General features: G+C 73.1%; 10 protein-coding genes. 1 reads left to right on the forward strand and 9 read right to left on the reverse strand.

Going from position 1 to position 14,377, the window contains the following annotated elements; genetic code table 11:
* Window positions 1-9: 9 nt before the first annotated feature.
* The 9 genes from ACFYPD_RS12510 to ACFYPD_RS12550 all read right to left on the reverse strand — a co-directional run bounded on the left by ACFYPD_RS12510 (window position 10) and on the right by ACFYPD_RS12550 (window position 13,384).
* Window positions 10-3,069, reverse strand: coding sequence for a malectin domain-containing carbohydrate-binding protein (locus ACFYPD_RS12510; protein WP_387112055.1), 3,060 nt, complete (start codon window positions 3,067-3,069; stop codon window positions 10-12).
* A 217-nt stretch (window positions 3,070-3,286) separates the two neighbouring features.
* Entirely contained in the window at window positions 3,287-4,336 is a 1,050-nt protein-coding gene (locus ACFYPD_RS12515; protein ID WP_387112058.1) for a glycoside hydrolase family 26 protein, read from the reverse strand.
* A 145-nt stretch (window positions 4,337-4,481) separates the two neighbouring features.
* On the reverse strand, window positions 4,482-5,414 hold the full coding sequence (locus ACFYPD_RS12520) for a sulfotransferase family protein (RefSeq protein WP_387112060.1): 933 nt from the start codon (window positions 5,412-5,414) through the stop codon (window positions 4,482-4,484).
* A gap of 28 nt (window positions 5,415-5,442) precedes the next feature.
* Entirely contained in the window at window positions 5,443-7,032 is a 1,590-nt protein-coding gene (locus ACFYPD_RS12525; RefSeq protein ID WP_387112063.1) for a flippase, read from the reverse strand.
* Window positions 7,029-7,892: a sulfotransferase family protein gene (locus ACFYPD_RS12530; RefSeq protein ID WP_387112065.1), complete on the reverse strand. Its 864-nt coding sequence runs from the start codon at window positions 7,890-7,892 to the stop codon at window positions 7,029-7,031. Before ACFYPD_RS12530 ends, ACFYPD_RS12525 begins: the two co-directional genes overlap by 4 nt.
* A 17-nt stretch (window positions 7,893-7,909) precedes the next feature.
* Entirely contained in the window at window positions 7,910-9,115 is a 1,206-nt protein-coding gene (locus ACFYPD_RS12535; RefSeq protein WP_387112068.1) for a hypothetical protein, read from the reverse strand.
* Window positions 9,115-10,602, reverse strand: coding sequence for an O-antigen ligase family protein (locus ACFYPD_RS12540; RefSeq protein WP_387112069.1), 1,488 nt, complete (start codon window positions 10,600-10,602; stop codon window positions 9,115-9,117). Before ACFYPD_RS12540 ends, ACFYPD_RS12535 begins: the two co-directional genes overlap by 1 nt.
* On the reverse strand, window positions 10,599-11,600 hold the full coding sequence (locus tag ACFYPD_RS12545) for a DUF3048 domain-containing protein (RefSeq protein ID WP_387112072.1): 1,002 nt from the start codon (window positions 11,598-11,600) through the stop codon (window positions 10,599-10,601). Before ACFYPD_RS12545 ends, ACFYPD_RS12540 begins: the two co-directional genes overlap by 4 nt.
* On the reverse strand, window positions 11,597-13,384 hold the full coding sequence (locus ACFYPD_RS12550; protein ID WP_387112074.1) for a Wzz/FepE/Etk N-terminal domain-containing protein: 1,788 nt from the start codon (window positions 13,382-13,384) through the stop codon (window positions 11,597-11,599). The genes ACFYPD_RS12545 and ACFYPD_RS12550 overlap by 4 nt, the downstream gene beginning before the upstream one ends.
* 498 nt (window positions 13,385-13,882) lie before the next feature.
* Between ACFYPD_RS12550 and ACFYPD_RS12555 the strand changes: the two genes are divergently transcribed.
* Window positions 13,883-14,359, forward strand: coding sequence for a UDP-N-acetylglucosamine--LPS N-acetylglucosamine transferase (locus tag ACFYPD_RS12555; RefSeq protein ID WP_091265599.1), 477 nt, complete (start codon window positions 13,883-13,885; stop codon window positions 14,357-14,359).
* Window positions 14,360-14,377 lie beyond the last annotated feature (18 nt).

Genomic DNA, 14,377 nt, shown 5'->3' on the forward strand with positions numbered 1-14,377 from the left:
CGCCTCGGGTCAGGGACCGACGAAGACGGCGGTGCCCCGCCAGTCCACGTCGTCGACGCCCGGACCGCTGCGCACGGTGGCGGAGCCGGTCGGCGCGCCGTCCGACCACGCCATCGAGGAGAGGTTGCCGGTGGTGCGGGAGACGACGTAGAGGGTGTCGCCGTCCAGGAACAGGCCGTTCGCGTCGGCGAAGGCGGTGGTGCCGGTGACCGTGCTCCGCTCGGCGCCGACGACGCCGGTGTCGGGCGCGAACCCGCGCCAGAACAGGGTGCTCTGGCCGGCCAGCGAGTAGTAGAGGCGGCCGCCGCTGTAGAACATGGCGGTCACGTTGGGCAGTTCGGCGGAGAAGTTGACCGCCATGCCCGCGTAGGTCTGGCCCTCCGGCGCGGAGCCGGTGACGACCAGGTCCCACTTGGCGTCGTGGTACGGGTCGAGCTTCTTCGGGGTGCCGAAGGCCTCGCCGTTGAACGAGCGCTTGTAGAGGTCGCCGTTGACCCCGTAGAACAGGTCACCGCCGACCCAGAAGGCGCCCTTCACCGTGGACCACCGGGTGTTGTCCGAGTTGGCCACCGTGGTCGCGTTGCCCACCGCGGTAGCGCCGTCGTACGACCGCTTGGTGATGCTGTCCACCGTGGTGGCCGGCGGCACCGGCGGGAGCTTGACGACCTCGATGCCCTGGACCAGCGGGTTCTCCAGCACCCGACCGAAGTCGATGTCGATGTTGCCGTCGCTGGTGAGCGCGAAGGCCCGCATGGTGCCCTTGTTGGTGGCGCCGATCGAGGCGATCGGGTCGAAGTCGTTCAGCTTGAGCACGCCGTCGATGCTGACGTCGAACTTGCGCTTGCCGGCCGTGGCCGTGCCGGCCCACCGGTTGGCCAGGTAGAGCCGGACCTGGACCGGGGTGCCTGCCGGGACCGGGAAGTCCCACTGCATGTCCGGCGTGGTGGACTGGTCCCAGCGCTCGCTGTTGAACAGCGCGACCGGAGTGCCGGCCGGCACGGTGGCGTCGAGCGTCGCGTCGGTGGTGTAGGTCGTGACGCTGCTGCCCGTGTTGTGGTTGGCGCTCGGCGCCGCCAGGCTGTCGGTGGCCCAGGCCGGGCCGCTCGGCGCGGCCAGCTGGTCGCCGCCCGCGTTGACCCGGTAGAGGACGTCCGCCGCGTCCGGCGTCGGCGCGGTCTTCACGATCTCGATGCCCTGGACGAGCGGGTTCTCCACCACCCGGCCGAAGTCGATGTCGACCACGCCGTCGCTGACCAGCGAGAAGGACCGCATGGTGCCGCGGTCCGTGGCGCCGGCGGCGGCCACCGGGTCGAAGTCGTTCAGCTTGAGCACGCCGTCGATGCTGACGTCGAACTTGCGCTTGCCGGCCGTGGCCGTGCCGGCCCACCGGTTGGCCAGGTAGAGGCGCACGTCGATCCGGGTGCCGGCGGCGACCGGGATGTCCCACTGCATGTCCGGCGCGGTGGACTGGTCCCACCGCTCGCTGTTGAACAGCGTCGCCGGGGTGCTCGCCGGCACCGTGGCGTCGAACGTCGCGTTGGTCGTGTACGTCGAGACGCCGTTGCCGGTGTTGTGGTACGCGCTGGGCGCGGTGGCGCTGTCGCCGGCCCAGTCCGGGCCGCCGTCGGTCGCCGGGATGGCCGGACCGCCGGCGTTGACCCGGTAGAGGACCTCGCTCTGCGCCGCCCGGCCGGCCTGGTAGACGTCGCCGGGCAGGCCCTTGGTGCTGGTGGAGTGCGGGGTGGCGCCGCCGCTCAGCGGGAAGAAGGCGAGCCGCTTCCGCTGGTAGTCGAAGTTGCCGATGTACTCCTGGTCGCTGCCCAGCCAGAGGCCCTCCGGGGTCACCAGCATCTCGGTGACGCCGTAGCCGCGGGGGTTGCGGCCCGGGTTCCAGGACAGCGGCAGGCCGCTGGCCGGGTCGAGGGCCGCGATGCTGGCCCGCGGCACCGCGCCCGGGCCGGCCTTGTCGCGGGCGAGCGGGTTGTTCGACCAGCGGAAGTGACCGCCGACGTAGACGGCCTCCTCGCTGATGCCGGTGGAGAGGAAGGTGTCGCCACCGCTGAAGTTGGTCCAGGTCGGCTGCTGCCCGTCGCCGCTGGCGGCGGTCTCCCAGCGGGCCGCCGAGTCGCAGAGCGTTCCCGGGTAGGACGCGCCGGTGGTCACCACGACGAAGTACTTGCCGCTCGGGGAGAACTGCACGTCCCGCACCCACGAGTCGAACGCGGTGTACTTGCAGGCCCCCGAGTAGCTGGCGGTGTTCCAGTCGGCGATGGTGGCCGTGGTCTCGCCCAGGTCGATCCGGACGATCTGGTCGTGGACGACCCCGTTGGCCTTCTTGAAGTTGCCGATGACCACGAGATGCTTGCCGTCCGGCGAGACGGCCAGCTTCTCCACGCCGACGCCGGCCTTCGCGCCGCCGTTGGTGCTGGTCCAGTTGTGGTTCTCGGTCAGCGCCACGGTGAGGTAGTCGGTGACCGCGCCCGTGGTGGGGTTCAGCGACGCCAGGCCGTTGCGAGTGGTGCCGGCCACCGTGCTGAAGATGCCACCCACCAGGAGCTGGCCGTCGACCAGGGCGAGGTCGGTCACCGTGCCGTTGAACGCCTGGTTCTTGAACGTGCTCACCGGCGTGCCGTCCGCGACGTTCAGCAGGACCAGCTTCCGGAAGTTCTGGTCGCCGACCTTGTTGAAGGTGCCGGCCACGTAGACGGTGCCCGGCGTCGGACCGGCGATGATCGCGGTGACCGCGGGGTCCTCGGTGTTGCCGGTGGCGAGCACCGGGGCGAAGGCCTCGTCGAGCTTGCCGGTGGCCTTGTCGAAGGCCAGCAGACCCTTCCGGGTGACCTCGGTGGTCGAGGAGCCGCGGTTCTGCGCCTTGGTGAACGAACCACCGACGATCACCTTGCTGCCGGCGTCGTAGATGGCCACGACGTTGCCGTCGTTGATGTTCGGCGTCTTGTCCGTCGGCACCTCGCTGACCAGCGTGGTGTGGTCCGGGGCGGGCGCGGCGAGCGCGGGTACGGGGGTGAAAAGGGTGGCGATGCCGAGCACGGCGGCGCCGAGGGCGGACACCGAGCGGTGTCTCAGGATCGAGGAAGGCACAGGCTACTCCGGGGGAAACGTCGGAGGCGCTGCGGTCATGGCCGGTGCCGGCGCGAGGTGGGGCGCCGCACGACCGACCGCAGACGTGAGAGCCATACCTTCTCGCATCCGGCCGCCGCCCGTCCACCCGGGACCGGGGTTTTTGACCGAGCAAACGCCCCAGGTCACACGAAAAGACGAGGGAAGATCATCGACCCGCTACGGAGGGTGGCGCCGAGGAGACACTGAGGTCCGGCGGCGGGGGGTTGAAGTACGGGTCGGTGGCCATCTCGCGGAACACCGCCTCGCTCTCCGGGTCGTTGCCGAAGGTGCTGTCGTACAGGGGTTTCGTGGTCTGCCGGGCGGCGAAGTAGATCGCCGCCTTGATCTGCGGGTGCTTCTTCAGGTACGGCCCGACCTCGCGCATCCAGTTGGCCCGCTGGCCGGGCCGGCCCTCCTGGGTGAGCCCGAACTCGCCGATCACCACCGGACGCGGGTGCTTCTGGGCGAAGGCCATGAAGTGGTCCATCCGGTCGGTGAAGCTGTTCCACTCCGGGCCGGGGTAGACGTCGGCGCAGAGCCAGTCGACCTGGTCGTCACCGGGGTAGTAGGCGGCGGCGTCCCGGTCGGGTTCGGCGAAGCCGTCGGCGTGGGGGCACCACACCCAGGCCGCGTTGGTGACGCCGGCCTCGGTGAAGATGGCCCGGACGTGCTTCCAGGCGGCGACGTAGTCCTCCGGGGAGTGCATGCTGGCGGCCAGGTTCGGCCGGTCCATCTCCCACCGGTAGCGCAGCAGCACCGGCACCCCGAACTCCTTGACGTCCGCGGCCCGCTGCCGGATCAGCGAGTCGTAGACGCCGCTGACCGTCGACCGGGTGTCGGTGCCCTGCCAGGAGATCATCTGGAGCTTCCCCTGGGACTGGAAGGCCCGCTCCGTGGCGCCCGGGAAGGCCTCGTTCCACTCGTGGAACATGTGCGCGATGGCCAGCTCGCCGCCGGCCGCGCGGTTGAACTCGTCGAACGAGGCCGCCCGCCCGGTGGCGTTGTGGAACTGCGGCTTGACCCAGGCGCCCACCCAGGCGCCCTTCTCCGGCAGCTCCGGCCCGCGCCCGGTGGTCCGGACCGGGCCGGTCCGGGGCGTCACCGTGGGCGGGGGCGGTGCCGCCGCCGTCGTCGCACCGTCCGGCCCGTCGGTGGAGCCGAAGTCACAGCCCGCCACCGCCGGAACGAGACAGGCCAGGGCGAACACGGCCGCCATCGTCCGTCGTAACCGTCGTACCACCGCAACCTCTCCCCAGGATGGTCGCCGGCCCCACGGTCCTCGGCCCCGGCGGCCCCGCGTCAGCGGAGCGGCACGCCGGGACGGGCGGGCGACCCCTGGCACTCTACCGCTGCGGCGGACCTCACGCGGTGTAGCCGAGTTCCCTGAGCAGCGGCCCAGCCTCGGCGAGCACGTCGGCCAGGTCCTGTTCGGTCAGTCGCTGCCGCCAGCGGCCGACCGAGTTCGGGCGGGCCTTGGCGAACCGGGCGTGCAGCGCCTGCCGGCCGGCCGGGTCGTCGACCGCCAGGAAGTCGGCGACCACCTCGGCCGCCTCGGCCGGGCGGCTGACGATGTCCTCGTAACGGAGGTGCCGGACCCGCTCCGCCGGCACGTCGGCGAGCTGGGCCAGCGCGCTGCCGGTGAAGCGGCGCCACATCCAGGCCGACCGGCCCAGGTCGGAGACCCGGCTGAACTCCTCGCGCCGCTCGGGCTCCACCCAGAACCGGGGCGCCGCGCCCCACGGGGTGCCGCCCCGGCCGCTCCTGCCGGTGCCCGTCGAGGCCGCGTTCAGCCACGGCTGCTCGGCGTGCGACACCGCCACGTCCCGGCCGTCCCGGTAGACGTGCAGGAAGACCGCGTCCGGGAAGACCTCGGTCAGGAACGGCACGATGAAGCAGTTCTCCGGGTCCTTCTCGGCGAACCGCAGCCCGCCGTGGCCGGAGGCCGCGAGCAGCGCACCGTAGTAGCCGCGGAAGTAGCGGGCCGCCCGCTGCGGGGTCCAGGTCCCCTCGTACACGCAGCGGGCCACCGCCTTCGTCAGCCGGGGCTCGAAGTGGTAGGACACGTCCGGCAGCGCGCCCACGCAGCTGCCCAGGAACGTGGTGCCGGAGCGGGGCGCGCCGAGGATGAAGATCGGCCGCTCGACCTTCAGGCTGAGCTTGCGGTTGGCGGCCTCCACCGGCCGCTCCAGCTCCCGGCGTTCCTTCCGGTCGGCCAGCAGGCCGACGGCGGCGAGCTTCGCGGCCTTCACGGCCGACAGGCCGGAGTGCGGGGCGAGGGGCGTGCTGCTGGTCATCGGGGTCCCATCGGTACGCAGGAACGGGTCAGGACTGGGCGGCCGGGTTCGCGCCGGTGCGGTTGCGGCCCCGCCGCAGCGCGCGCAGGGCGTCGAGGTGCAGGGTGGTCCGCCAGCGCCAGGCGCCGGCCAGGTACGCCGCCGCCCCGCCGGCCGCCACCAGGGCGAGCACCGGCGCCGGGGCGTCGAGCAGGCTGGCCACCCCGAGCGGCAGGCCGAACGCGGCGACGGCCAGCGCCATCGCGGCCCGGGTGCCGGTCCCGAACGGGTGCAGCCGCATCGACCACCAGAGCTGGGTCAGCGGCACCAGGTTGGTCACCAGGATGGAGACCGTCCAGGCCAGGGCCGCGCCGAGGATGCCGTACCGCGGGATGAGCAGCAGGTTGGCGACCACGTTGAGCACCGTGCCGGCCATCGCGTTGTAGAACGTCCACGCGGTCCGGCCGGCCATGTTCAGCACCATGTCGACCATGCCGCAGCCGGTGGCCACCAGCATGGTCAGCGCGAGCAGCACCACCACCCGGTGACCACCGCCGTAGCCGGAGCCGAACAGCGCCAGCATCGGCGTGGCGAACGCCGCGAAGACCAGGTAGGCCGGCCAGGAGAGCAGCACCAGCCACCCGGTGGCGGCCTGGTAGAGCTGCCGCGCCTCGGCGCGGTCGCCGCGGGCGAAGGCGGCGGCCAGCCGGTGCTGCACCGAGCTGGAGAGCGCGACGCTGGAGAGCTGGCCGAGCGCCAGGAACCGGGTCGCCGCCGTGTAGATCGCGGCGTCGGCCGGCCCGCGCAGGGCGCTGAGCAGCACGATGTCCAGTCGCTGCACCACGATCGCGGCCAGGCTGCTGACCGCGCGCGGCCCGGTGAACCGCCAGAACGGCCCGACCAGCTCGCCCGCCGGCACCGGCCGGGTCACGTGCCGGCCGGCACGCCGGACCAGCCGGCCCAACCAGATCAGGGCGACCGCCGCGGCGAGCAGATAGGGCACCACCCAGGCCAGCGGCAGCGCGACGGTGGCGGAGAGCCCGAGCCAGGCGGCCACCGCCACGGCCAGGAACTGCACCAGGGTGCGGCCGAGCCGTTCCACGGTGAGCAGCGGCCGCATCTGGCCGAAGCCGCGGCAGGCGGCGAGCGCGTAGTCGTTCAACGCGGCCAGCGGCACGAAGGCCAGCAGGATGCGCAGCGCGGTCACCGCGCCCGGGCCGGCCTCCGGCATGGTGGCCTCGGCCAGCGCCGGGGCGACCAGCCAGCCGGCCAGGCCGAGCAGCACGCCGACCGCCAGCACCGGCAGCAGCCCGGCGAGGATCGTGCCGCGGATCCGGTCCCGCTGGTCGAGGGTCCGGTGCCGGCTGACGAAGTAGACGGTCCCCACGTCGGTGCCGAGCCGGGCCCCCGACGCGGCGATCATGAAGGCGCTGGTCGCCGCGAAGAACATGCCGGCCTCGCGGACCGACCAGCCCCGGGCGATGACGATGTTCAACCCGAAGCCGGCCACCGCGGCCAGGCCCACCCCGACCAGGTTGGCGAAGCCCTGCCGCGCCGCGCCGCCCAGGCCCGCGCCCGCTCCGGGACCGCCGGCCGGTGCGGTCAGCGTCGAGGTGCCGCCGGCGTCCGCCCGGGTCACCGCCGCCACGACGGCACGCGTCCCCACCAGGAGGCCAGCCGCTCGTCGTACGGGGCGAAGTGGTCCTCCAGCCGGGCCCGCAGCTCCGCCGACATCGGCGAGCGGGACCGCGAGTTGTGCTTGCCGAAGGCGATGTCCGCCCACCGGGGCAGGCCGAGGAAGTCGCAGACCGCGTCGAAGGACGGCTGCGGATCGGCGAAGAAGTCGTCGCTGTCGATCACGTGCAGCCGCTCCCGGCCGACCAGCGCCTCCAGCCGCTCCACCTGCTCGATGTAGCGCCCGCGGGCCAGGTACGCGTTGTGCTGGAGGTGATGGCTCAAGTACGTCGGGTCGGCGGTCATCCGCTCCCGCTCACCGGCCGTCCGTTCCTCCTCCAGCGCCAGCGCCCGCTCGAAGTCCCGCTCGGTCTCGTAGCCCCGGGCCAGCTCATGCGAGTGCGCGGAGTAGGCCCGCTCCACCGGGTCGCGGAGCAGCACCAGCAGCTTCACCGAGGGCAGGTCCTTGGCGATCCGCTGCCCGGCCAGCGGGTGGAACATGTAGTAAGGGCTCGACTCGCCGGTGATCCCGCGTACCCCGAGCTGCGCCTTCACCGCCTCGGCCTTGCCGGTGGTCGGGAAGTGCCCGAGGTACCAGCTCATCCCCCGGTGGTAGTCCACGTCGAAGTAGTGCACGCCCTTGTGGTAGGCGGGCGGCAGCACCCCGGGGTGCTGCGAGAGCGTCTTGAACAGCGAGGTGGTGCCGCAGCGCTGCGCCCCCACGATCAGGAATCCCGGCACCATCCGCGACCCGGCGGTCAACCGACCGACCGTCCGGCTCACCGACTTCACCGCGCGGAGCGCCTGCTCCTTGGCCAGCGTCACGTACCCACTCCTCACTCTCACCGGGCCCGACGGGCCAGGTGCTCCTCCACGGCGGGCAGCAGCCAGGTGTCGACGTGCCCCAGTCGCGCACCCGCCTCCGCCTGCCGGTCCCGCAGATAGCGTGCCCCCAGCTCCACCAGGTAGAGCACCGCGACCAGGTCGGCGCCCCGGCCGTCGGAGTCGAACGGCGTCAGGCTCCGGTCCGCCCCGGCGATCAACGCCCGCGCGGCCTCGATCGGCTCCACCCCGTCGTTGCCGATCGCGGTCTGCACCGCCCGGTGCAGCGCGTCGTAGCCGACCGGCACGTCCGCCTCGAACCGCTCCCAGTCCCAGACCAGCACCCGGCCGTCGGCCAGCACCGCGCTGTTGCCGCCGTTCCAGTCACCGTGCCAGGCGCCGAACGCCACCGTCGGGTCCAGGTCCGCGACCGTCTTGAGCACCGCGCGCAGCCGCCCGGCCTCCGGGCGCGCGCCGAGCGCGTCCACCGCGTCGGCCAGCCGGGCCGCGTGGTCGCTCCCGGCCCAGGACCGCCGGCGTACGCCCAGGCAGCCGGCGACCGCCACCATGGCCGCCCGCTCGGCCGCCTCGGCGACGGCCGGGGTGGCCCGGGGCAGCCGCACCGGCAGCGCCTCCTGCACCAGCAGCGCGTGCCCGTGCCAGTCGCCGTGGTGGCGTACCCCGGCCACGGTCACCGGGCCGAGCGGCAGGCCGGCCAGCCGGCGCAGCGCGGCGGCCTCCGCGTCGACGAGGGCGCGGGTCAGCGGGTCGACGCCGAGCTTCGCGTACCCGAGGGCCCGGCCGTCCGGGGCGAGCAGTTGCAGCACCGGCTTGCGATTCGCCCGGGCCGGCCCGATGTGCAGGCTGACCAGCGCCCGCTCGCCCAGCACCTCGGCCAGGTACGCGTCCAGCCCACCGCCGGTCACCACCAGCCGGTCGCGGAACACCAGCGGCCCCAGCCCGAGCCGGAACGCGGTGGCCAGGCCCTGCCGGACCAGCCTGGCCTTGCGGCCGACCGCCTCGGTGGAGTGCCGGACGGCGCTCGCCGCGGCCCGGCCGGAGCCGGTGGGCACCAGCAGCCGCGGGCGGGACGCCGAGGGCACCACCACCCAGCCGGCGCCACCTCTGCGCAGGGCCGGTTCGGCCGGCTCGGGCCAGATCAGCCCGGCCAGCTCACCGAGGTAGGCGGAGCGGCCGTCGCCGTCCGGAGGTACGCGGAACACCATCAGTGGTCACCGGCTGCTTCCAGTCGGGCCCGCAACCCGGCCACGGTGCCCCGGGGCGGCGCCGGCGCGAGCGCCCGGCGGAGCCGGTCGTTGCGGGCGAGCAGGGCGACCGAGATCAGGCCGTAGGCGAGGGTGGCTTCCAGTGCTCCGTAGGTGAACTGGAAGAAGAGCATGAGAATGAGCACGAGACTGCCGGCGATCCCGATCGCGCTGTGGTCGCGCCGGTAGCGCCAGAGGCAGTAGAGGAAGAAGCCGTTGTAGCAGATCGCGCCCACGTAGCCCTGGCCGACCAGCAGCGCCCAGAGCTGGCCGTTGCTGCCCAGTTCCCGGTTGCCGCACTGCTTGCAGTCGTCGGACTTGCCGATGGCGATCGACCGGTTGCTGCCGATCAACGCCCGGTTTCCGCCGTAGCCGAGGACCGGTGAGTGGTTGGCCGCGGCCACCGCGCCCTCGGAGAGCGTGGTGCGGATGTCGTCGCTGTGCCCGTTCTGCAACCGCTCGTCGAAGGTGCGGCCCAGCGGTGTGGCGATGATCAGCACCCCGATCAGCCCGACCGCCAGGGCGAGCCCGCCGAGCACCGCCATCCGGCCACGCAGGGCGAGGCGGAACGCCACGTAGACCGCGGAGATGCCAAGGCCGATCCAGAGGCCGCGGTTGAGCGAGTAGATGATCGGGAAGATCGCGGCCAGCGCGATCGCCACCCCGGCCACCCGGCGCAGCGGCCGCCCCAGCACCACCCAGCCGACGATCAGCCAGATGAGCAGGATCGCCGTGTTCTCGCCCCACGAGTTCGTGTAGGTGAACGGCGCGGACGGTCGCGGCGAGCTGGCCTCACCCTCGATCACCTGCTGGACCTGGGCGAACTTCACGTCCATGAGCGAGACGACGAAGGGTTGGCTGGCGATCGAGTGCGGCAAAATGAACCGCAGCGGCGCGACGAAACCGAGGGTCGGGAAGAGCGAGCCGAGCCAGCCGCCGATCACCACGACCACGCCCATGAACCCGAAGAGCCGGACGATCCGGCGCCGGGACAGCTCCCGCTCGCCCAGGTTGTAGACGTAGAGCATGACCACGGTCATGCCGACGAAGTTGGCGAGCCGGATGGCCCAGCCGATGTACCGGCCGCCGCCGCCCGGCGGCAGCGTGTTCGGCGCGGTGAGGCCGAGCATCGCGGCGGAGAGGACCAACCAGAGCAGCAGGAGCAGCCAGATCCCGAAGCCGGGCGGCACCCGGACCGGGCCCCGGCGACGCAGCTGCACCAGCATCGGCACCGCGAAGACGACGAAGACGAAACTGGACACCCCGAGCGCCCACCACAGTGGGTAGAGCACGAAGAGCGCGATCAGCGGCCATGCCGTGGGCAACCGCAGCGACCAGCCCCTCGGCCGCACCGCGGCCGGCGTGAGCCGGGTCCCGGCGGGCGGTGGCACGGCCGCGCCGACCGGGGCCGACCCGCGCGCCGGGCGGGGCGGGGTGACGGTGCTCATTTCACGGTGACCTTGGCGGTGGTCGGCGCGTAGATCACCCAGGCATTGCCGGGCTGCGGGTGCAGGAGGTCGCCTCCGTTGTCGGCGAGGGTGCACACCATCCCGAGGCCCGGCTTGCGCCACCGGCCCTTCGCGCTGGACGGCCCGGAGACCGCGATCAGCGCGCCCTCACCGAACACGTTCGCGGACGGGAGCGACCGCGGCGACGGGTTCCGGACGTCGAGCGTCCGGTATTCCATGGTCAGCACGATCACCGAGGCGGCGGTCACCGTGGCGGTGCCCACCTTGCCCACCCAGAGCGACTTCTGCTGGTCGTACCGCCAGACCATCGGCGGGCCGCCGGAGACGGCGACCGACAGTTCGGTGGCCGGGACGAGGTCCCGCGCGGCCAGGGCGGCGCCGTCGGTGGCGTGGTCGAGCGGCGCCGTGGGCGGCTGGCCGCCCTTCGGTGCGGCCTTGAGCAGCGCGGCCGTCGAGGTGTAGCCGTCGTCGATGACGTCGCCGTCGTCCGGCGTGATCCCGGCCAGCCCGGACTTCTCGAACTGGGTGAGGAAGCCGGTGGGGCCGCCGTCGTAACCGACGAACGGGCGCAGCACGGCGACCGACCGGATGTCGACCGGGCGGATCTCGGCGACCGGGCCGACCTTGGCGGCGTCGCGGGACTGGAACACCGCGGTCAGGTGCAGCGTGTCGGACTCGGCGAACTCGGCGTAGACCAGGTCGGCCGCGTCCAGCCCGGCCGGGGTGGTCGACGGGCTGACCCGCAGCGGCACGGCGACCGCCTGGCGGCCGGCCAGCGGCGCCGCGCTCACCGGCGCGCCGGTCAGCGGGCCGGCCGGCAGGCTCGGGGTCGGGCTCGGCGCGGGCGTCGCCGGGGCGCTGCCCGGGTCGACCACGTCGACGCTGCCCGCCTTGGGCTGGGGCTCGCTGCACGCCGTGCCGAGGCCGACCACGAGGGCCGGGGCGAGGGCGGCACGAAGCATCTGCCGCCGGTTCACCCCAGGTCCTCGCCGGAGTCGAGCGCATAGCTGCGGCCGTCGCCGTCACCCCGGGACCGGTAGGTGCCGCCGCTGCCGTTGACCGGCAGCGGCTTGCCCGGCACCGGCGGCTTGACGGACGCCTTGCCCGGCGCGGGCGGCTTCGCCGGCCCGGAGCCGGAGCCCGGACCTGACGGGTGCATCCGGGGCAGCACCATCGTGGACTCGGCGGACGGGCCGGGGCTCGGCCGGGGCTTGGGCCGGTTGACCGGGGCCGCCGGCCGGGTGGCGCCGGGGGCCGGGGCGGGCAGGCGCGGGGCCAGCACGGCACCGATCACCGGGGCGTTGACCTGCTCGAACTGCTGGAGGGCGGCGGTGATCTCGCCGCTGCGGGTCCGCCCGCTCTCGGCCACCACGATCACCGCGTCGACGTGCCGGCCCAGCGCCTGGGCCTCCACGGCGAGGGTCGGCTGGGCGGTCTCGATGATCACGTGGTCGAAGCGCGCGGACAGCTCGCGCAGGATCTCCAGCAGGCCGGAGACCGGCAGCTCGACCTCGGCGTCCAGGTCGCCCGGGACGAGCACCCGGAGCTGGCCGAGGCCGGGCAGCGGGGCCAGCGCCTTGAGCGCCGGCACGTCCCGGCGGAGCACGGAGGCGAGGCTGTGCCGCCCCTCGGCCACCCCGGTGATGCCGCTCAGCGCCGAGTCCGGCTTGGTGGTGATCAGCGCGACCTGCTGGCCGGTGCGGGCGTACGCGGCGGCCAGGTTGGCCGCGACGAACCCGGCGGCGGCGCCGGCCGAGCCGTCGCAGAGCAGCAACTGGCGTCCCCGGCCGGCCTGCGCCGGCTCGGGCACCGCGGACAGCAGCACGTTGCGCAGCCGGCCCAGCTCGCGGGAGATCTTGTGGGTGGCCGGCAGGACCGTCAGCGACGGGGTGCGCGCGGGCAGCTCCAGCAGCAGCGGCAGGCCGACGCGGTCGGAGATGTCGCGCCCCCGGCGGATGCGGGTGTCCAGCCGGTCCAGCACCAGCGCCAGCACGATGCCGAGCAGCAGGCCGGCGCCGATGCCGCTGGCCAGGTTCAAGGTCCGGTTCGGTGAGCTGGGGCTCTCCGGCAGCCGGGCGTCCGAGATGATCTCGCCCGGGTCGTTCTCGGCGGAGAGCAGTGGGCTGAGCCGGTTGTTCAGCGAGGTGAGCTGATTGGTCAGCACGTTCCGATCGGCCTCGGCGCGCTCCCGTTCGGGGCTGTTGGACGGCGCCGCGGCGATCCGCCCGGCGACCACGCTGAGCTGCTTGTTCACGTCGGTGATCTGCTGCTTGAGCGCGGTGGTCTCGTTCTCCAGCGCCTTCTGCGCGGTGGCCTTGCGCAGGTCGAGGTAGGCCTGCGCGAAGGCGTGCGACCCGGACTGCGCCTGGGCGGGGCTGTCCGCCTCGTAGCCCACCTGGAGGATCTGGCTGTTCGGCGGGACGGTGACCGTCACCGACTTCACCAGCTGGTCGGCTCCGGTGTCGACCTTCATGAGGCCCTTGGCCCGCTCGGCCACGACCAGCGAACGGACCACCTGTGCCTCGGTGTCGAGGTTCACCTTGGCGTTGGGGTTGCTCTCCGCGCCGGCGCTGAGCGGGCGCACGAGCAGCGACGTGCCCGACGTGTAGCGCGCGTGCTGGAGCTGGCTCACCGCCAGGCCGCCGGCCAGGCCGAGGACCGCGGCGAGGAGCAGGATCCACCAACGGCGGCGCAGCCAGCCCAGGTAGGCCATGAGGGCAAGACCGTCGGAGTCGCTCTCGGCCAAATGGGGTGAGGGCATCAGAGTCTGTCGCTCCCTTTCGGCCGAGCCGGGCAGTCCACGGCGCAGCTGGACCTGACCGTGACCTTGAGTGTCCCCGATCCGAACGATGAGGGAAAGTCTGCTCCCGTTCCGGTAAGCCTGCCCAGGTGTAGGCAGCCCGCGTAGATATGGCCGATCGGCGCTGGCCATTCGGCGGGTTTCCCGGTGTTGGGCCCGACCTGCCCCCGGGGTCGGCGTCGCCGTCGGCCCTCGTGCGGAGCGGTGACGGAATCCTGACACATCATCGGCCGGCGCCGTTGGCCCGGCCCACCATGGCGGTCGTAGCCCGGCTGACCTCGGTCGTCGCGCGCCCCGCCGGATCCCGTTCACGGGATTCGCGGGGTGACCCGACCGGTCGGTGGGGATCCGTCCAACGGCCCCTTCAGTTGTCCACCCCGCGCCAGTAGGTTGTCATGGCGCGTCCGGGGGTCATTCACGAAAATCCGGACGTGGTCGCGGCGTACGGGGAGGAACATTCTGGTGAGCGGGTCAATCGACGACTCGGGTCAGGTCCTGCTGGTCGGCTCCAGTGGCGGGCATCTCGCCCAGCTCCTGGCGCTGGAGCCCTGGTACCGGGAGCGGCGTCGGGCGTGGGTCACCTTCGACACCCCGGACGCCCGCTCGCTGCTCGACGGTGAGGACGTGGTCTGGGCCCACCACCCCACCACCCGGAACGTCCGGAACCTGGTCCGCAACGCCTTCCTCGCCCTGAAGGTGATCCGCCGACGCCGCGTCGACGCCGTGGTCACCACCGGCGCCGGGGTCGCCCTGCCGTTCGTGGTCGCGGCCCGGCTGCGCCGGATCCCGACGGTCTACATCGAGGTCTACGACCGGATCGACAGCGCGACGCTGACCGCCCGGCTCTGCCGTCCCTTCCTCTCCGCGATGCTCGTGCAGTGGGAGGAGCAGCGCCGCATGTACCCGGAGGCGACCGTCGTGGGGAACCTCCTGTGAGCGCGAGGAGTGAGCAGG

Origin of the sequence: Micromonospora sp. NPDC005299, from assembly GCF_042872345.1 — a bacterium.
Lineage (GTDB): Bacteria > Actinomycetota > Actinomycetes > Mycobacteriales > Micromonosporaceae > Micromonospora.

Bases quoted from the DNA above. Each gene is read 5' to 3' on its own strand.
- ACFYPD_RS12520 (WP_387112060.1), bottom strand. From the start codon at position 5,414: ATGACCAGCAGCACGCCCCTCGCCCCGCACTCCGGCCTGTCGGCCGTG.
- ACFYPD_RS12515 (WP_387112058.1), bottom strand. From the start codon at position 4,336: ATGGCGGCCGTGTTCGCCCTGGCCTGTCTCGTTCCGGCGGTGGCGGGC.
- ACFYPD_RS12535 (WP_387112068.1), bottom strand. From the start codon at position 9,115: ATGGTGTTCCGCGTACCTCCGGACGGCGACGGCCGCTCCGCCTACCTC.
- ACFYPD_RS12540 (WP_387112069.1), bottom strand. From the start codon at position 10,602: ATGAGCACCGTCACCCCGCCCCGCCCGGCGCGCGGGTCGGCCCCGGTC.
- ACFYPD_RS12550 (WP_387112074.1), bottom strand. From the start codon at position 13,384: ATGCCCTCACCCCATTTGGCCGAGAGCGACTCCGACGGTCTTGCCCTC.